The organism is Saccharospirillaceae bacterium, from assembly GCA_022448365.1.
Taxonomy (GTDB): Bacteria; Pseudomonadota; Gammaproteobacteria; order Pseudomonadales; family Oceanobacteraceae; genus Bacterioplanoides.
Genome location: JAKVCS010000003.1, coordinates 998,663 through 1,016,814, shown reverse-complemented (window position 1 = coordinate 1,016,814; position 18,152 = coordinate 998,663). Strand labels below are relative to the sequence as shown.

At 47.9% G+C, this 18,152-nt stretch carries 16 protein-coding genes; 9 read left to right on the top strand and 7 right to left on the bottom strand.

Annotated elements, in window-relative coordinates:
- The 8 genes from MK185_08350 to mutT all read left to right on the top strand — a co-directional run bounded on the left by MK185_08350 (window position 1) and on the right by mutT (window position 10,110).
- On the top strand, window positions 1–753 hold the full coding sequence (locus MK185_08350) for an FtsQ-type POTRA domain-containing protein (GenBank protein MCH2040629.1): 753 nt from the start codon (window positions 1–3) through the stop codon (window positions 751–753).
- Window positions 750–1,985: a cell division protein FtsA gene (gene ftsA / locus MK185_08345; protein MCH2040628.1), complete on the top strand. Its 1,236-nt coding sequence runs from the start codon at window positions 750–752 to the stop codon at window positions 1,983–1,985. Before MK185_08350 ends, ftsA begins: the two co-directional genes overlap by 4 nt.
- Window positions 1,986–2,048: 63 nt before the next feature.
- The gene (ftsZ, locus tag MK185_08340; GenBank protein ID MCH2040627.1) at window positions 2,049–3,209 is read left to right on the top strand and encodes a cell division protein FtsZ; all 1,161 of its coding nucleotides are present in this window, start codon (window positions 2,049–2,051) and stop codon (window positions 3,207–3,209) included.
- A 112-nt stretch (window positions 3,210–3,321) separates the two neighbouring features.
- Window positions 3,322–4,230 carry a UDP-3-O-acyl-N-acetylglucosamine deacetylase gene (lpxC, locus tag MK185_08335; protein ID MCH2040626.1) on the top strand — a complete coding sequence of 303 codons (909 nt, stop codon included), beginning with the start codon at window positions 3,322–3,324 and terminating at the stop codon, window positions 4,228–4,230.
- 170 nt (window positions 4,231–4,400) lie between these two features.
- Window positions 4,401–5,351: a peptidoglycan DD-metalloendopeptidase family protein gene (locus MK185_08330; GenBank protein MCH2040625.1), complete on the top strand. Its 951-nt coding sequence runs from the start codon at window positions 4,401–4,403 to the stop codon at window positions 5,349–5,351.
- Between the two features lie 101 nt (window positions 5,352–5,452).
- Window positions 5,453–8,197 (top strand): preprotein translocase subunit SecA, encoded by a 2,745-nt coding sequence (secA, locus tag MK185_08325; protein MCH2040624.1) that lies wholly within the window; start codon window positions 5,453–5,455, stop codon window positions 8,195–8,197.
- 196 nt (window positions 8,198–8,393) lie between these two features.
- Window positions 8,394–9,611, top strand: coding sequence for a bifunctional glutamate N-acetyltransferase/amino-acid acetyltransferase ArgJ (gene argJ / locus MK185_08320; protein MCH2040623.1), 1,218 nt, complete (start codon window positions 8,394–8,396; stop codon window positions 9,609–9,611).
- Between the two features lie 88 nt (window positions 9,612–9,699).
- Complete coding sequence (mutT, locus tag MK185_08315; protein ID MCH2040622.1) at window positions 9,700–10,110, top strand: 8-oxo-dGTP diphosphatase MutT; 411 nt, start codon at window positions 9,700–9,702, stop codon at window positions 10,108–10,110.
- A gap of 4 nt (window positions 10,111–10,114) precedes the next feature.
- On the opposite strand, the gene MK185_08310 is transcribed toward mutT, so the two are convergent.
- On the bottom strand, window positions 10,115–10,480 hold the full coding sequence (locus MK185_08310) for a DUF6164 family protein (protein ID MCH2040621.1): 366 nt from the start codon (window positions 10,478–10,480) through the stop codon (window positions 10,115–10,117).
- Between the two features lie 317 nt (window positions 10,481–10,797).
- On the opposite strand from MK185_08310, the gene MK185_08305 reads away from it, so the two are divergent.
- Entirely contained in the window at window positions 10,798–11,640 is an 843-nt protein-coding gene (locus MK185_08305) for a GntR family transcriptional regulator (protein MCH2040620.1), read from the top strand.
- On the opposite strand, the gene lnt is transcribed toward MK185_08305, so the two are convergent.
- The 6 genes from lnt to MK185_08275 all read right to left on the bottom strand — a co-directional run bounded on the left by lnt (window position 11,564) and on the right by MK185_08275 (window position 18,122).
- The gene (gene lnt / locus MK185_08300; GenBank protein MCH2040619.1) at window positions 11,564–13,126 is read right to left on the bottom strand and encodes an apolipoprotein N-acyltransferase; all 1,563 of its coding nucleotides are present in this window, start codon (window positions 13,124–13,126) and stop codon (window positions 11,564–11,566) included. The genes MK185_08305 and lnt overlap by 77 nt on opposite strands.
- 45 nt (window positions 13,127–13,171) lie before the next feature.
- Window positions 13,172–14,014 carry a CBS domain-containing protein gene (locus tag MK185_08295; protein ID MCH2040618.1) on the bottom strand — a complete coding sequence of 281 codons (843 nt, stop codon included), beginning with the start codon at window positions 14,012–14,014 and terminating at the stop codon, window positions 13,172–13,174.
- Window positions 14,011–14,496: an rRNA maturation RNase YbeY gene (gene ybeY / locus MK185_08290; GenBank protein MCH2040617.1), complete on the bottom strand. Its 486-nt coding sequence runs from the start codon at window positions 14,494–14,496 to the stop codon at window positions 14,011–14,013. The genes MK185_08295 and ybeY overlap by 4 nt, the downstream gene beginning before the upstream one ends.
- A gap of 4 nt (window positions 14,497–14,500) precedes the next feature.
- Complete coding sequence (locus MK185_08285; protein ID MCH2040616.1) at window positions 14,501–15,559, bottom strand: PhoH family protein; 1,059 nt, start codon at window positions 15,557–15,559, stop codon at window positions 14,501–14,503.
- 88 nt (window positions 15,560–15,647) lie between these two features.
- Complete coding sequence (miaB, locus tag MK185_08280; GenBank protein MCH2040615.1) at window positions 15,648–16,997, bottom strand: tRNA (N6-isopentenyl adenosine(37)-C2)-methylthiotransferase MiaB; 1,350 nt, start codon at window positions 16,995–16,997, stop codon at window positions 15,648–15,650.
- Between the two features lie 180 nt (window positions 16,998–17,177).
- Window positions 17,178–18,122 carry a hypothetical protein gene (locus tag MK185_08275; GenBank protein MCH2040614.1) on the bottom strand — a complete coding sequence of 315 codons (945 nt, stop codon included), beginning with the start codon at window positions 18,120–18,122 and terminating at the stop codon, window positions 17,178–17,180.
- Window positions 18,123–18,152: the final 30 nt, after the last annotated feature.

Sequence of the window (18,152 nt, the reverse complement as noted above, 5' to 3'; positions counted from 1 at the left end):
ATGAGAAGGAATAAAGCAACGGGCGCGACCAGAATTGTTGAGAAGCAGCCAATACAATTTCGTTTTCCTCGTGTGAACGTTTATTGGTTTGCTGTGCCGCTGCTATTTATTGCCTTGTTTTTTTGTGGTCGTTGGGTATATCTCAGTTGGCCAGTGAACACTGTTGAGGTTCAGGGTCAGTTTAGTCTGTGGAAGCCGGAACTGATTGTGGAGCAGCTTGACTGGTTAAGGGATGAAAGTTTCTTTTCTGCGGAGTTGCAGCAAGTATTTCAGCAAGTTGATGATTTGCCATTATTAAACGTGGTTAATGTGAAAAAACGTTGGCCAGATACAATTTTAATTAATGTACATGAAGATGTGCCAATGGCAATTTGGAATGGCGAAGAAATATTGACGGTTGGTGGCGATATTTTGCCACGGCCAGGATTTGTGACCGGCGAAAAATTGGCACGAATGCGCGGGAATACTCATTATTCAGAAAGTGTGATGCGGAATTATCGAAGATTGCATCAAATGCTTAAAAACACTGGTGTTTCGGTACTGGAACTGGAAGTATCAGATGTAGGTTCTATCACTGGCAAATTATCAAATGGCTGGAACGTTGTATTTGGTCGTCACTATTTCGAAGAGCGTATGAAGCGTCTCGAATTATTATTAAAAGCCTTGCCCCATAAAAATGTGGCAGGGATAGATTTACGTTATGTCAAAGGTGCTGCAATTGAGTGGTTGCCAGTTGGGGAGATGGAAGCATGAATCAGGTACAACAAAAAAATATGGTGGTTGGCCTGGATATAGGAACATCAAAAATTGTCGCTATTGTTGGTGAAGTGGGTGAGGACGGACAGATTGATATTGTTGGTCTCGGTAGTTGTCCGAGCCACGGTCTGAAAAAGGGCGTTGTAGTAAATATTGACTCCACAGTGCAATCAATTCGGCGTGCAGTTGAAGAAGCGGAACTTATGGCGGGTTGTCGTATTCATTCGGTAAACGCGGGTATTGCTGGCAGTCATATTCAATCAATGAATTCACACGGTATTGTTGCCGTCAGGGATCGTGAAGTTACTCATACTGATATCGAACGTGTCATTGATGCTGCTCAAGCGGTTGCAATTCCGCAGGATCAGAGAATCCTTCACGTGTTACCACAGGAGTATGTTGTCGATTTTCAGGAGGGCATTCGTGAACCGGTGGGAATGTCTGGTGTTCGTCTTGAGGCAAAGGTTCATTTGGTGACAGGGGCTGTAAATGCGGCACAAAATATCGAGCGTTGTATTGAGCGATGTGATTTACAAGTAGACGACCTGGTTCTTGAGCAATTAGCGTCGAGCTATTCGGTACTCACAGATGACGAACGCGAACTTGGTGTTTGTATGGTAGATATTGGTGGCGGGACTACTGATATTGCGATTTTTATTGAAGGTGCAATTCGGCATACGGCGGTTATTCCAATTGCCGGCGATCAGGTTACCAACGATATTGCGATGGCATTGCGGACACCAACCCAGCATGCAGAAAAAATTAAAATTAAATACGCATGTGCACTCACTCAGTTAGCCAAAGCAGACGAGACCATTAAGGTACCAAGTGTGGGGGATCGTCCACCGCGAGACTTGTCGCGCCAGGCGTTGGCCGAAGTGGTTGAACCACGATATGACGAGTTATTTACGCTGATTCAATCTGAGTTACGACGCAGTGGTTTTGAAGATCTTGTTGCTGCTGGAATTGTATTAACCGGTGGCACCGCAAAAATGGAAGGTGTTGTCGAACTGGCTGAAGAAATTTTCCATATGCCGGTAAGATTGGCACGTCCTCATGGGGTTTCTGGACTGCAGGATGTGATTAACAACCCGATTTACTCAACGTCCGTTGGCTTGCTGCTTCACGCAGTTAAGCAGCAAGAAAATAAAGCGCTGAAAAAACTCGATGAAAATCAGGAAAAAAACGGTTTTTCGCGCATAAAAGATTGGATTAAAGGCAACTTTTAAGATTAAATATTGATCGCGCGCGCGGAAGGAGATAAAGCGATGTCTCAACAAAGAGAAGGGGATATGTTCGAATTAGCAGATGACTTACAGCAAAACGCCGTTATTAAAGTGATTGGCGTTGGCGGTGGTGGCGGAAACGCTGTGCAGCATATGGTGGATGGCCAGATCGATGGTGTCGATTTCATTTGTGCCAATACTGATGCTCAGGCACTGCGTAACGTCAGTTCCCGTTCCATTATTCAGCTGGGTAATGGTTTGACCAAAGGTCTGGGTGCTGGTGCGAATCCTGAAGTTGGCCGGCAGGCCGCACTGGAGGATCGTGAACGTATCGCTGAAGCCTTAGACGGCGCTGATATGATTTTTATTACAGCTGGGATGGGTGGCGGTACAGGCACTGGCGGTGCGCCGGTGGTTGCCGAAGTAGCGAAAGAAATGGGTATTCTTACTGTTGCTGTTGTCACTAAGCCATTTCCGTTTGAAGGTCGCAAGCGCATGACGATTGCTGATCAGGGGTTAAAACAGTTGGCAGAAAATGTCGATTCTTTAATTACCATCCCAAATGAAAAGCTGCTGTCTGTTATGGGAAGCGGTACTACGCTGCTGGACGCTTTCAAAGAAGCGAACGATGTTCTGCAAGGTGCCGTTCAGGGGATCGCTGATCTTATTACCCGGCCAGGTATGATCAATGTCGACTTTGCCGATGTTCGTACTGTTATGTCCGAAATGGGTCAGGCGATGATGGGTACGGGTGCTGCAAGTGGCGAAAATCGTGCCCGCGAGGCAGCTGAAAAGGCGATTGGAAGCCCGCTGCTTGAAGACATCGATTTGCAAGGAGCACGTGGCATTCTGGTAAACGTGACCGCTGGCTTTGATTTGTCATTGGGTGAGTTCAGTGAAGTGGGCAGTGTTGTCGAGGAGTTTGCCTCTGATAACGCTACCGTCGTAGTCGGCACTGTTATGGATCCTGATCTGTCCGATGAGCTGCGTGTCACTGTGGTGGCAACGGGTCTCGGCCAGGAAGAAGCTGCTGTTGCTCCGATGCCAACTGAGGCAAAGGTTGTGGTCGATAATACTCCTCAGGTAAAACCTGAGCGGATGAATCCGATGGACCACCCCGCAGCAGTATCATCAGATATGAGTAACGCGGTTAAAAAACCCGCCGCTGATATGGATTATGACAGTATTATGGATATCCCTACGTTCCTGCGTCGTCAGGCCGATTGAGTCATAATGTAGCAAATTGCAAACAGCCACTGGTAGCTTTGCAATTTGCTGTTATAATCCCGGCCATTGTTAAATTGTTTAAAAATTGCTCAGTATTGGCAGGAATGTCCAGATGATCCGACAGAGAACACTTAAAAATACAATCCGCGCAACGGGCGTTGGTCTCCATTCAGGTGAAAAAGTTTACCTGACCCTGAAGCCAGCACCTGTTAACAGTGGCATTGTGTTCCGTCGTGTCGATCTGGACCCGGTTGTTGATATTCCTGCAAACGCACTAAGCGTCGGTGAGACAACGTTATCCACAACTCTTATCAAAGAACACGCCAAAGTCGATACTGTGGAGCACTTGCTGTCAGCCATGGCTGGTCTAGGCATTGACAACGCTATTGTAGAACTCAGTGCTCAAGAAGTGCCTATTATGGATGGGAGTTCAGGACCATTTGTTTTCCTGATTCAGTCGGCAGGCCTTGCAGAGCAAGAGGCTGCTAAGCGTTTCATCCGCATCAAACGCAAGATTGAAGTTCGCGAGGGGGATAAAGTTGCCTCTTTCGTTCCCTATGAGGGGTTTAAAGTCAGCTTTGAAATCGACTTCGACCATCCTGTACTCAGGCAAAGCGTGCAGCGTGCTAGTCTTGATTTCTCTTCCACTTCTTACGTGAAAGAAGTTAGTCGCGCCAGAACCTTTGGTTTTACCAAAGATATCGAGTACATGCGGTCTAAGAACCTTGCCTTGGGCGGCAGCGTAAAAAATGCCATCGTCGTTGATGATTACCGCGTCCTCAATGAGGACGGTCTGCGTTACGACGACGAGTTCGTTAAGCATAAAATTCTTGATGCAGTGGGTGATCTCTACCTGTTAGGCCACAGTTTGATTGGCGAGTTTGTAGGTTATAAGTCAGGCCATGGCCTGAATAACCAGCTTCTGCGTGAGTTATTACAACAGGAAGATGCCTGGGAATTCGTCGAATTCACAGAAGAAACAGCGCCAATTTCTTACATGCGCCCAGCCGCAGCTGGATGATCCAGGTTAACTAAAATACACAGGATTCCGTTGGAGAATCCGTACACAAAGGCCATACTTATATGGCCTTTGTTGTGTCTGGATGATTGAATTCAGACGAGTTTGTAAAATTATTGGTAAAAACACACACAAATGAGTAGGGTAAGCCCGAAAATTTTGAACCTGATCCTATGAATATAATAATCGTCGGTCGTCGCCATGGAGAGTCCAGAACCTATACGCTTAGCAGTACTGCTAAGGCGGTGATGTTCGGGTTTTTGTTTGCCTTACCGTTTGCGATGGGGGTGTCAGGATATTGGTTGGCAGAGCGTTTGGCGGATGAAGGTCTTCTTGATCTGAATGCTGCTAAAGCCTGGGAACACGATTTGGATATGCAGCGTCAGGAACTGCAACAGATTCGTAAACAGACCGATCAGGAGCTGGAAGCTCTGACACTCAAATTAGCGGAATTGCAAACGAAGTTATTGCGCCTAGATGCCCTCGGTGAGCGTTTGGTTGATGTCGCTGACTTACATGCTGAAGAATTTGACTTCACAGCACTACCGGCTGTTGGTGGACCCGAAAATGGTGTTATCGGTGCAATCGAAACGCTTGGCGAAGCTTATCAGTCTCCTGAAATCAGCAGTGTTCTCAATGAGCTTGCTGAGCGCATTGACAATCGTGAACAGCAGCTTGAAGTTCTTGACGATCTGATGTCTGCCAACAAGCTAAGTTCGGATACGTTTGTTGCAGGGCGTCCAATCACCAAAGGCTGGATGTCTTCTCGTTATGGTAAACGTACCGATCCATTTACCGGACGTCTTGCCTGGCATGCCGGAGTCGATTTTGCCGGTAAGATGGGTTCAGACATTGTATCTGTAGCCTCAGGTGTTGTGACCTGGTCTGGTCCCCGTTATGGCTACGGCAAGCTGGTCGAAGTTAACCACGGCAATGGTTACAAAACACGTTACGCGCATTGTAAAGAACTCAATGTCAAAGTCGGTGAGGTCGTTCGCAAGGGTGATATCATTGCCCTAATGGGTAGCAGCGGTCGCTCTACCGGGCCACACGTTCATTTTGAAGTTTACAAAAACGGTCGCACCGTCGATCCTTCTTCATATATCCATCGTAAGCCGCGATAAAACTTCTGCTCAATACGCTTGTCATCATAGTGGGTAAACAGTAGCCTTTAGCACTGTTTCGGCCCAGCGCCAGTATTTTTTATTCGGATAATCATAAAACCATGATCGGTAATCTGTTTCGCAAGATTTTCGGCAGTAAAAACAGCCGTGAACTTAAGCGCATGGGCAAAGTTGTAGCCCAAATAAACACTCTGGAAGAGGGTCTTAAAACTCTCTCGGACGACGAGTTAAAGGCCAAAACCGCTGAATTTAAGCAGCGTATAAACGATGGCGAGACATTGGATCAGTTGTTGCCAGAAGCCTTTGCTGTTTGTCGTGAAGCATGTACGCGCGTGATGGAAATGCGTCACTTCGATGTACAGATGATTGGTGGTATTACTCTGCACGAAGGCCGCATTGCGGAAATGCGCACGGGTGAAGGTAAAACACTGGTTGCTACCCTGCCAAGTTATCTCAATGCATTATCAGGTAAAGGCGTTCACGTTGTTACCGTGAATGACTACCTTGCCCGCCGGGATGCTGAGTGGAATCGCCCTTTATTCGAATTCCTGGGTATGAGCGTGGGTATTGTGGTACCTGGCCAGAATCCGGTTGAAAAGCGCGAACAGTATCAGGCCGATATTGTCTACGGAACGAATAACGAGTTTGGTTTCGATTACTTGCGCGACAATATGGCTTTCTCTCTAGATGATAAAGCTCAGCGTGACCTTAATTTTGCCATTGTGGATGAGGTTGACTCGATTCTTATCGATGAAGCTCGTACTCCTTTGATTATTTCAGGCCCGGCAGAGGACAGCTCAGCGCAATATCGCGCTATTAATGAGTTGGTGCCACAACTCGAAAAAGGTGAAGAAAACGAAGACAGTGGTCAGGCGATTACTACCGGACACTACATTGTTGACGAAAAGCAGCGCTCTATCGAACTTACCGAAGAGGGCCATGAGTATGTTGAGGAATTGCTCACTGAAGCAGGTATTCTTGGTGAAGGTGAGAGTTTATACGCAGCGGCTAACCTCACGTTGTTACACCACGTCCATGCGGCTTTAAAAGCTCATGCTGTGTATCAGAAGAATGTCGATTATATCGTCCAGCAAGGGCAGATTGTCATTGTCGATGAGCACACAGGGCGAACGATGCCCGGCCGTCGCTGGAGTGAAGGCCTGCACCAGGCCGTTGAAGCGAAAGAAGGTGTGGAAATTCAGGCTGAGAGTCAAACGTTGGCATCAACCACGTTTCAGAATTACTTCCGCTTATACGGTAAGCTGGCTGGCATGACGGGCACCGCGGATACTGAGGCGTTTGAATTTCATCAGATTTACGCTCTCGACGTGGTTGTTATTCCAACAAATAAACCGATCCAGCGTATCGACTTTAACGACGTGATTTATGCCACCCAGCGCGAAAAATACGATGCTGTTGTTGAGGAAATCCGTGAAGTTATTGCACAAAACCGCCCGGTATTGGTTGGTACCGCTTCTATTGAATCATCCGAGTATATTTCTCAGGTGTTGCAGAAGGCTAAGGTTGCTCATAACGTTCTGAACGCTAAAGAAAATGCTCGTGAAGCTCAGATTATCGCTGAAGCGGGTCGCCCGGGAGCCGTAACCATCGCTACCAACATGGCTGGTCGAGGTACCGATATTATGTTGGGCGGTAACTGGGAATCCGAAGTTGCAGCATTGGATAATCCAGCCGACGACAAGATTGCTGAAATTCGCGAAACCTGGCAAAAACGCCATGACGATATCCTTGAGGCCGGTGGTTTACATATCATTGGTACCGAACGCCATGAGTCACGTCGTATTGATAACCAGCTACGTGGTCGCTCCGGCCGTCAGGGGGATGCTGGTTCGACGCGTTTCTTCTTATCTCTTGAAGATAATCTGATGCGAATTTTCATGTCTGAACGAATGAGAGGCATGATGCAGGCATTAGGCATGAAAGATGGTGAATCCATAGAACATAAGATGGTGACCAACGCGGTTGAGAAAGCGCAGCGAAAAGTTGAAGGTCGCAACTTCGATATTCGTAAACAATTGCTGGAATATGATGACGTTGCTAATGATCAGCGCCGTGTTGTTTACGAGCAGCGTAACGATCTGATGGCTATGGCTGATATTTCTGGTGTCATTGCAAATATCCGAAAGGATGTGGTTAACGAAGCGATTAACGGTTACATAGCACCGCAAAGTCTTGAAGAGCAGTGGGACGTTGCTGGATTGGAATCGCACCTGAAGTCTGAATTTGATATCGATCAGCCGATCCAGGCGTGGTTAGACAATGAAGACAAGCTCTACGAAGAAACCCTGCGTGAGCGTATTCAGGAGAATATTCAGACAGCCTATGAGGATAAAGAGGCCTCTGTCGGTTCTGAACCGATTCGTATGTTCGAAAAACAGGTCATGTTGCAGATTCTGGATAACTTATGGAAAGAACATCTGGCGACAATGGATCACCTGCGTCAGGGGATTCATCTGCGTGGCTATGGACAGAAGAATCCGAAGCAGGAATACAAGCGGGAGTCGTTTGAACTATTTCAGGAGTTATTGAAGAACATCAAGCATGAAACTATCCGGGTACTTTCTCATGTGAAAGTACGTGAAGAAGAAGAAGTGCGTGAGATGGAAGAGCAGCGACGTGCTCAGGCCGAAGCTCAAGCTAAAGCTGCCAGCTATCAGCATGATGAAGCGACCTCAGCGGTTGCCGCCGACAAACCTCGCGAAGCAGCGGATGACGTTGAAGCAGCAAAACCCTTTGTCCGGGATGGTGTAAAGGTAGGTCGAAATGATCCTTGTCCATGTGGCTCCGGTAAGAAGTTCAAGCATTGTCACGGTAAGCTGAATTAATAGATCTGTTTTCCTGTGATTGAAAAATATGCAGCCAACTGGCTGCATATTTGTTTTAAAAGAGACGAATTTAAGTAGCAATTTTTGTCATTTCCAACTACTGAATTGGTTTGCAGAGTCACGTTCTGACGCTGGTTAGGAAATTACACATATCGCTATTTGGAAGCACTGAAAATAGTGGTGTAAGAGGTAAATTATGGCTGTTAATTTCGAAGTATTTAAAGATTTTTGCGCGGTTGATGGAATTGAGTTAGGCATTACCCAAGCCGGAGTCCGCTATCAGAATCGCGACGATATGGTTTTGATTCAATTGGCTGAAACGGCCGTTACCGCAGGCGTTTTTACACTCAATGCATTTTGTGCGGCGCCTGTGACGATTTGTAAGGACCACCTGTCTAAGCGTGATCCAAGGTATCTATTAATTAATACCGGCAATGCTAACGCTGGAACCGGGCCTGATGGTTATCAGAATGCGATTGAAAGCTGCACATTGGTGGCACAGACAACCGGTTGTTCTGTTGATCAGGTTTTACCATTTTCTACTGGTGTTATTGGTGAGCCGCTTGATATGGCAGCATTTGAACGCGGTATTCCAGCGGCGTTCTCCGATTTAAGCCAGAATAATTGGGAACGTGCTGCGTCAGGTATCATGACGACAGACACTTTGCCAAAGGGATTCAGTACTCAATGCCAAATTTCGGATGTGACAACTACGATTACCGGCATTTCAAAAGGTGCAGGCATGATCATGCCAAATATGGCGACTATGTTAGGTTTCATTGCAACGGATGCGGCTGTTGAGAAATCAGTATTGCAGGCCTGGTGTAAGCAATTAGCCGATGCTTCGTTTAATCGCATTACCATCGATGGTGATACCTCAACCAATGACTCTTGCATGCTAATCGCAACGGGTAAATCTTCGTTAGTTATCAACGATGCAGCTTCTGCTGAGGCACAGCAATTATTTGCAGAATTAAAAAATGCGTTTCAGGTACTGGCACAGGCAATTGTTCGTGATGGAGAGGGAGCTACTAAATTCGTTACGGTCGAAGTATCAACTGCGGCTGGCCAGAAAGAAGCGCTAGACGTTGCTTATACCGTTGCGCACTCTCCTTTGGTAAAAACTGCGCTGTTCGCGTCGGATGCTAACTGGGGTCGCATACTCGCTGCTGTTGGACGCAGTGGTGTCGAGGACTTTGATCTTAAAAGGGTTCAGATATTTCTCGATGATGTTCAGATCGTAGAAGACGGTGGACGTTGTGCCAGCTACACAGAAGAGGCTGGTTCTGCAATTTTTGCTAAAAGCGAATTCGCTATTCGTATTCAGTTGGGACGGGGCGATATTGCAGAAACGTTATGGACGACTGATTTGTCTCATGAGTATGTATCGATTAATGCGGATTACCGCTCTTAATCAGTCTGCTATCTGGTGAGCATCTTTTACGTTTTTCCGATAGTGAGAATGTCGGATTGAAATTAATTAAGTAGTGAATATTCGGTTTATGAAAGAAGTCCATGTTGCCGTTGCTGTAGCTGTTGTAAACGATGCTGAAGTATTAATTGCCAAGCGACCAGATGATAAACATCAGGGCGGTTTATGGGAGTTTCCTGGCGGTAAAGTCGAGGATGGTGAGACGGTTACAGCAGCGCTGGTGCGTGAGTTGGATGAAGAGGTAGCTCTGCCGACGGCGGAGTCTAATATGTCTGAGCTGATGCAAATTCCATTTGAGTATCCAGATAAAAGAGTATTTCTGGATGTGTATTGGGTCGAAATTGGTATTAATGACGCCCTGCTAGCTCATGGTGCCGAGGGTCAGGAAGTACGCTGGATAAAAGCGCACGAATTAGATGAATACCAATTCCCGGAGGCAAACAGACCAATCATTGATGCTATTGCAGCACGTTTGAGTTAATTCACTATTCGAAGATGGTTAAAAAGGGCCAGAGCATGATTCCAAGAATAAATGCGATGGCCAATCCAGCCGCAATAAAATCGATTGGTCTTTCCCGTAAGCGCTGGCGCCAGTCAGGAATTTCACCATTCAATCGTTGTTTTTCGAACTCTGTTCGTAAGCTTATTTGTCGTTGCCGCTGACTCGCCAGTATTAACTCCCGTGCGGATTCAAACTGATCATTGTTTTTGATCCAGACCGCCGCCAGTGAAATTCCCCAACGTCCGGAATGTGTCTCGTAGTAATCAACATCATGTTCGTCCAGTAGCTCACGAATTTCATTCGCCTCTTCTTCACTAACACCATTGAGTTTAAATAGTAGTTTCGCCATAACAGATCTGATTGATTTCGGAAGGTTATTGTAAACGGGCATAAAAAAACCGCCAAACGATTAACGCGGCGGTTGGGTGGCACTTATCACATCAGGCCAGAACGAATGGAAGTTCTGCGTCGTACCAAACGAAAAGAGAGTGTGCATGTCTCTTAATTGGGTTAACCAATGCTAGTGAAGGCGTGTTACATTAGCAAGACAGAATTTGTATTGGCGATGTAAGTTTTTACAACCCAGGCCAGTTTGTCGGCTTGCACTGTTGTTTGATTTTAGCCAGACTTGTGCTGTATCTCACCAATAATTAAAAGAAAAACGTAATGGCAAAAACCCTGCCTGATCAGATTGCGGATTTACTCATCGCACTGATTTTTACCGGCGAACTCAAAGCCGGAGACAAACTCCCGCCCGAGAGACAACTGGCTGAGCTATTGTCTGTTGATCGGACTTCATTACGTATGGCGCTTCGTACTCTCGGACGCATGAACGCTGTGAACAGTGTTCAGGGATCTGGTATTCGGGTGTGTAATATCCATACCGATATGGGGCTGGACTTCCTGGATAACCTGTATCGGATACCTGAACTTGAGTTAGGTGGTCGCTTATTGCTGGCAGGGCTGGAGCTGTTCAATCGCGCTATTCCGACAGCGGTAAAGCTGGCTTTGGAAAAGCGTCGGCGCGATGGCATAACTGACGACGACCGAATGCTTGAAATGGTACAGGCAATGTACCGTAGTGTGGAGCGGGGTCACAGTACTCAAGAACTGGCAAGGATGGAGGTCGATATTATTGAAGCGCTGATGGAGGCGACCGGTAACCTGGTGCTTCAAGCATCAGCAAACAGTTCCCGGCGCATCCGCACTTTGCTAACCGAGAAACTGTTTGAGTTGATTGATGTGAAGCAGCACCTGACTTTTCAGGTCAGTATTGTCATGAAAGCACGTCAGGCCAATGTGAACCTGGATGATCTTATCAACGAATATCTGCAATACATTGAGCAGCTCACAGAACCTTTGTATGAACATCTGCGTAATGTGCCGGAAGAACCGCGCCTCGTCAGTTCCCCACTAAAGAATGATCGCAACATCAGGAGCTGGCAGCAGGTGCTGGCCGGCCCTGACGCGCCGCTTGAAAGCGTGCAAATAGTAAGACCAATACGCTAAAAGTGAGCAGAGGCCAAAGACCGAATCGCATATAAGGTGTTTGGCCCTGACGCATTTCGGCAATCCCTGTTAATGTGCCACGAACTTCCAGCGGCAACGTATCAATAATTTCGCCCTTTTCGTTCACAAGCGCGGTGATGCCGGTATTGGTTGAACGTAATAAGTAGCGTTGTGTTTCCAATGCTCGCATCTGAGCCAGAGCCATGTGTTGTTTGGGCCCGAGAGAGTCGCCAAACCAGGCATCGTTGCTGACTGTTATCAGCATATCAGCGTTGGTTGCCAATCTGCTTACCAGCTGCGGATAGGCGATTTCATAGCAGATGTAAGGTGCAATCAGGAATAACTCTTCTGTGCCCATGGTGCTGGTCTTAGTCACTTTGAGCGGTTGTTGCTGTGGCTCCCCATGTAAGAAGCTTGACATTTCCAGGTCAAAAAATGGGATCAAGCCACGAATTTGCTTTTCTAATGGAACAAATTCGCCGAACGGCACCAGTTGTTGTTTGTGATAAATGCCTTCGCCGTTGCCTGAGGCAATGATGCTGTTGTGAAGCTCACCGGCTAGCGGATGGCCCTTCGGGTAACGATAGGGGATGCCCGTGATTAATGTCGTTTGATGTTCGGACGCCTCCCGTGAGAAGGCGTCCAGGTATGGCTGAAACTGGTTGAGCAGCAGGGTTACAGCCGTTTCAGGCCACAGTACTAAGTCAGCTTCCCAATGAGCGCGGGTTTCTCCGTAGTAGGCGTTTATGGTCGGAGTTACCATTTCAGGTAACCACTTTTTATCCTGCGGGATATTGCCCTGAACGGCAGCTACGTTAAGTTCACCGGTTTTTTCAGTCCACTGTTGCTGTTGCAGTAACAGCCCAGCTGGCCAAAGTAAAAATATCAGCAAGTAAACCGGTTTGCGCGTCTGCCATGCCTGATAACCAGCCGTTACACTCAGCAGTAAAATCAGAGATAAACCATAGCTACCAATCACCGGTGCCCAGCCTGAAATCCAGCTTGATAAATGCGCATCTCCGGCGAACAGCCAGGGAAAGCCTGTCATAAACCAACTGCGGAACCATTCATGTAAAAACCAGAACACGGGAATCGTCAGCCACGTCAGTGCTGAAGAGAAAAAGCGCTGGCGCAGAGCGAACCAGAATGCCGGGAAGGTCGCGAGAAATGCGGCAAATAACCCAATAAGTATGATGGCTAGTGGTGCTGGTGTGCCGCCATGATCGTGCATGCTGACATAGATCCAGGATACGCCGGATGAGAATTTCCCGAAACTGAACCACCAGGAGCGCCAGAATGCCTGCTTTGTACTCTTGCTTTGCCATATCGCGTGGACAAAAACAGCAATACTGAACAACCCCAGTGGCCACCAGAACAAAGGTGCCAAAGCAATGGGGAAAAGTAACCCGGCAGAGAGCAAGAGCAGGGGAGCCAGCCAGCGAACGTTCGACTGGCCGTCTTTCAGATAGGTGAGTAACTGCGACATAATGCACCGCTAATAGTTATTGTCGTAATAGTCGCGAGCGAATATTCAGTCCGCGACGGCGGTTACTTCCAGCAGATTAATCTGGCGGCTGGTGCCATTCACCACTTTGAAACTCAGATTATCGACCCGGATGCATTCGTTGCACTCTGGCACTCTGCCAAAGTGATGTACAACGATACCACCGATGGTATCAAAATCCTGGTCCTGAATTTTCGTGCTGAAGTGCTCATTGAAATCTTCGATCGGTGTCAGTGCTTTCACCATAGTGATGCCTTCTTCGACCTCTTTTATCATGCTGTCATCTTCGTCGAAATCGTGCTCGTCCTCGATTTCGCCGACAATTTGCTCCAGCACATCTTCAATGGTAACCAGTCCGGCAACGCCACCAAACTCATCAACCACAATCGCCATGTGGTTACGCGTCGCCCGAAACTCCTGGAGTAAGACATTGAGGCGTTTGCTCTCGGGGACAAATGTGGTCGGGCGCAGTACCTGCTTCAGGTGGAAGTCTTCACGATTTTCATTAAGGATTAATGGCAAAAGGTCTTTTGCCAGCAAAATGCCAAGCACTTCATCCTGATCTTCACCCAGTACCGGAAAACGCGAGTGAGCAGACTCAATAATCTGAGGTAAATAATCTTTCAGAAGATCATTCAGATTGATTGAAATCATCTGGGAGCGAGGAATCATAATATCCCTGACCTGCATCTCCGATACCTGCAGGGCGCCCTCAAGAATTGTCAGGGTTTCGCTATCAACAATGCTACGTTGTGCCGCTTCTCGGACAATTTCTTTGATGTCCTGACGGCTTTGAGGGTCGTCAGAAAATAAGTCGGTGATTTTTTCCAGCCAGCCTTTATGCTGGCTGCTCGGTCGCTCTTCGCTCATAGTTTCTCTTCAGAATAGGGGTCGCCAAATCCGAGCTGTGCCAGAATTGTGCGCTCCAGACTCTCCATTGCTTCCGCTTCGTCATCCTTTATATGGTCGTACCCCAATAAATGCAAGCAGCCATGTACGACCATGTGTGCCCAGTGAGCCTCACTGGTTTTATTTTGCTCAATAGCTTCCTGTTCGACTACCGGGACAGCGATGATCAGGTCACCTAGTAAGGGTATCGGGACTTCGGGCGGCGCTTCAAACGGGAAAGACAAGACGTTGGTTGGTTTGTCTTTACCACGGTATTCGCTATTGAGTTGCTGACTTTCCGGATTATCGACCAGGCGAATGGTCAGCTCCGGATCTTCCAGCTGGCAGCGCCCTGAGATAGCGGCATCGGCCCAAGCGGTTAATGTCTCTGCGGAGGGGAGTTTGTGATGATCGCCGATGTCATCTGCAATCTGCACATCAACAAACAGTTCTGATGCGTTCATGTGCTCAATCATTACTCTGACTATCTTTGTTTGATTCGCTTCGCTGTTGACGGCGCTCACGTTCTGCCTGTTTTTCCAGTTCATCATGCTTGTCGTAAGCATCGACAATTTTCTGGACAAGCGGGTGACGTACGACGTCTTGATTATTAAAGCGAGTAATTCCGATGTCTTCGACACCGTCGAGCACACTCAGACCATGTTTCAGACCAGAGTAGACACCACGCGGCAGGTCAACCTGAGTAACATCGCCGGTAATCACCGCCTTAGAGCCAAAACCGACGCGAGTAAGAAACATCTTCATCTGCTCTTTGGTGGTATTCTGACTCTCATCGAGAATCACAAACGAATGGCTCAGTGTCCGGCCACGCATGTAAGCCAACGGCGCTACTTCAATGACGTTGCGCTCCATCATCTTCGCAACTTGCTCGAAACCAAGCATTTCGTACAACGCATCGTACAGTGGGCGAAGATACGGATCGATTTTTTGTGCCAGGTCTCCGGGCAAGAAGCCCAGCTTTTCGCCGGCTTCAACCGCCGGGCGGACCAAAAGGATGCGTTTAACTTCATCACGCATCAAGGCTTCAACAGCCGCTGCCACGGCTAGGAAGGTTTTACCCGTGCCAGCCGGACCTATACCAAAATTAATATCGTACTGACGAACCCGTTCAAGGTATTCCAGCTGGTGTGGGCCGCGAGGCTTGATCAGCGCTTGCGGTGTTTTGATAACCCCTGCCTGGTGGCCTTTTTTAACTTGAGCGTAAGCCGCTTCTGCAGCGTCTTCCTGCAACAGCAGATGGATGAGGTCAGGTGTGATCTGAGTACCGTTATGGGTCTCTTTGTAGAGACGTTGAATCAGATGGGCAGCTCGTTTACTGGCTTTTGCACTGCCCTCGACTTTGAATCTGGAGCCGCGGTTGTAGATTGTCAGTTGAAAGTGTTCAGCAATCTGGCGAATGTGGCTATCGAGATTGCCACACAGGTTAGATAGCCGCGCAGCATCATCGGGCTCCAGCGTAAAGCTGGTCGCATGTTGTGTTCTTTGCGGTTGTTCAGCCGCTTGTATCTGTGCAGTTGTCTGGTTTACAGGAGTCTCTGTACTCAAAAGGGTCTCTGTTGCCTCTTTCTAGGTTCGATGATTGTCATGTGACAAATCAATAAGCCAGTTCCGGATTCAGTACGATGCCGCGCAGGCTGTTTGGATACGCGTCTTCGATACTTACTTTAACAAACTTACCGATCATATCGTGGTCATGGTGACGGAAATTCACCACACGATTGTTTTCGGTACGGCCTTGCAGCTCGCCCGGGTCTTTCTTGGATACTCCGGTAACCAGAATCGTTTCCTCGTTACCGACCATACGACGGCTGATCTGCTGTGCGTGCTGAACGATGCGGGCTTGCAGGATACGCAGGCGGTCTTTCTTCACATCTTCTGGCGTATCGTCTTCCAGGTCAGCTGCCGGGGTACCTGGGCGTGAGCTGTAAACAAAACTGAACGATGTATCAAAACCAATTTGTTCAATCAGCTTCATAGTATCTTCAAAGTCTTCAAGCGTTTCGCCAGGAAAGCCAACTATAAAATCGGATGAGACGGAGATGTCTGGACGTAATGCACGCAGACGTCGGATTTTATCAATATAGATATCGATTTCGTGGCCACGCTTCATCGCTGCCAGAATTCGGTTTGAGCCGCTTTGTACCGGCAGGTGGATATGACTGACCAGTTCTGGTACTTCTGCATACACATCAATCAGACTGTCACTGAATTCCAGCGGATGCGATGTTGTGAAGCGAATTCGGTCGATGCCCTCAATATCAGCAACTTCGGTAATTAATTCCGCTAAATCAGCAACATCACCATCGACTGTGTCACCACGATAAGCATTTACGTTTTGTCCGAGCAGGTTGACTTCACGTACGCCCTGATCAGCCAGTGACTGAACTTCTTTTAAAACGTCTGCCAGAGGACGGCTGACTTCTTCACCACGGGTATAGGGTACAACACAGAATGTACAATACTTGGAACAACCTTCCATGATCGAGACGAATGCGCTACAACCTTCTACTTTTGGCTGTGGCAGGTGATCAAACTTTTCAATCTCCGGGAAAGTCACATCGACGATTTTGATGGCATTGTCTGCTTTATTGACCATATCCGGCAGGCGGTGAAGCGTTTGCGGGCCAAATACCATGTCGACAAATGGCGCCCGTTTCATGATGGCATCGCCTTCCTGAGAAGCAACACAGCCACCCACGCCAATCTTGAGGTTTGGATTAGAGGTTTTCAGTCCCTTCCAGCGTCCCAGTTCATGGAATACCTTCTCTTGGGCCTTTTCACGGATTGAACAGGTATTGAGGAGGATAACATCCGCTTCTTCCGGATTGGTGGTCAGCTCCATTTCATGGCTTTCACCGAGCATATCGGCCATGCGCGCAGAATCATATTCGTTCATCTGGCAACCGTGGGTTTTGATAAAAAGCTTTTTCGCCTTCTCTGTCATAGCCTGCTCTGTCATGTGAAATGGATGTATCGAGGCGGAAGACCGCCCTTACTGCTGAAAAAAGCGGGGCATTATACGTTGGCAGAAGGGAAAATTGCTACTTTTTGACCTGCGATAGTTAACTGAACGAAAGGGAGAACAGGCAGTTGCGATACTGCCTGTGATTGATTTTTGTTTCGTTTATTTATTGCGCATCACTGCCTCGATCGCACTGGCATATTCTGCTGCCTGATCAGCTAAGGGTTCGTGCCGAATGTCGTCGTGTTTCAGCGCCACACTAATACGGTACAACCAGCGTTCCATACGCAGAGCAATACCTTCTGCCACATCAGAGTCAGCATCCAGAATTTCATTACTCAAATCAGTAATCACAGCCGCATGCTCTGCAGCGCGTGTTGCTGCGACGGTGGCTTTGGCGATTGCTCCCTTGGCTCGCGGCGTTTTAGCGATTAATGCCTGACTCTGCATCAAAGCCTTTTGTGCTGTATCCCAGCTGATCGGGGCAACGGATGAGCCGCCTCTGGCATCAATACGTTCAAGTTGATCTTTTACGGGTTTCAGCTGGATGTATTCAATGGTGTTGACTTCAACCTGGTGCATGCGTGCCAGCAGTTCTTTCTGACGTTTGCGAACTTCAAGGGTCTGGCTGTCTTCCATCAGGTCAATCATTTCACGTAACGTCTGCTCCAGGCCGGCAAAGTCAGTGGGGAAAAACTGGTCGGCTTTGATTTTCAGCAGAACACCGCGGTGATCAAGCGTCGGTTTCAGTTGCTCGAGAATATTACGCTTGGTCTCCAGGCCTGCGTCCAGTGTTCTTATTGAAGTCATTGCAACGGTTTTAACCGGGCCATCGGGCTCTCCGCCGGTGTGCATCTCTTGTGCTTCGAGCAATTGCTCCTGAGCCAGTTCGAGGTGGCGTGGAGCATAAAACTCCAGTTTTTCACTGCGTGCCAGATCAATTTTGGACTGAGCGTGTTGGATCGTGCGCGCTGCAGACTCATCGGCAACGGCGGCGTCGCGCTTTGCGGTTTGGCTAATGGCTTCAAAGTTAGCAATTTTATTGGAACAACCACTGAGCAGCACTAGGGCCAATGTGGCGATGGCGGTTTGAGAAATCAGGTTCATGTTTCTTCCTTATACAACGATCCACAGCGG

What these genes read in the sequence shown, in the direction of transcription:
- MK185_08350 (MCH2040629.1), top strand. Translation starts at nt 1, where the DNA reads ATGAGAAGGAATAAAGCAACGGGCGCGACCAGAATTGTTGAGAAGCAG.
- ftsA (MCH2040628.1), top strand. Translation starts at nt 750, where the DNA reads ATGAATCAGGTACAACAAAAAAATATGGTGGTTGGCCTGGATATAGGA.
- ftsZ (MCH2040627.1), top strand. Translation starts at nt 2,049, where the DNA reads ATGTTCGAATTAGCAGATGACTTACAGCAAAACGCCGTTATTAAAGTG.
- lpxC (MCH2040626.1), top strand. Translation starts at nt 3,322, where the DNA reads ATGATCCGACAGAGAACACTTAAAAATACAATCCGCGCAACGGGCGTT.
- MK185_08330 (MCH2040625.1), top strand. Translation starts at nt 4,401, where the DNA reads ATGAATATAATAATCGTCGGTCGTCGCCATGGAGAGTCCAGAACCTAT.
- secA (MCH2040624.1), top strand. Translation starts at nt 5,453, where the DNA reads ATGATCGGTAATCTGTTTCGCAAGATTTTCGGCAGTAAAAACAGCCGT.
- argJ (MCH2040623.1), top strand. Translation starts at nt 8,394, where the DNA reads ATGGCTGTTAATTTCGAAGTATTTAAAGATTTTTGCGCGGTTGATGGA.
- mutT (MCH2040622.1), top strand. Translation starts at nt 9,700, where the DNA reads ATGAAAGAAGTCCATGTTGCCGTTGCTGTAGCTGTTGTAAACGATGCT.
- MK185_08310 (MCH2040621.1), bottom strand. Translation starts at nt 10,480, where the DNA reads ATGGCGAAACTACTATTTAAACTCAATGGTGTTAGTGAAGAAGAGGCG.
- MK185_08305 (MCH2040620.1), top strand. Translation starts at nt 10,798, where the DNA reads ATGGCAAAAACCCTGCCTGATCAGATTGCGGATTTACTCATCGCACTG.
- lnt (MCH2040619.1), bottom strand. Translation starts at nt 13,126, where the DNA reads ATGTCGCAGTTACTCACCTATCTGAAAGACGGCCAGTCGAACGTTCGC.
- MK185_08295 (MCH2040618.1), bottom strand. Translation starts at nt 14,014, where the DNA reads ATGAGCGAAGAGCGACCGAGCAGCCAGCATAAAGGCTGGCTGGAAAAA.
- ybeY (MCH2040617.1), bottom strand. Translation starts at nt 14,496, where the DNA reads ATGAACGCATCAGAACTGTTTGTTGATGTGCAGATTGCAGATGACATC.
- miaB (MCH2040615.1), bottom strand. Translation starts at nt 16,997, where the DNA reads ATGACAGAGAAGGCGAAAAAGCTTTTTATCAAAACCCACGGTTGCCAG.
- MK185_08275 (MCH2040614.1), bottom strand. Translation starts at nt 18,122, where the DNA reads ATGAACCTGATTTCTCAAACCGCCATCGCCACATTGGCCCTAGTGCTG.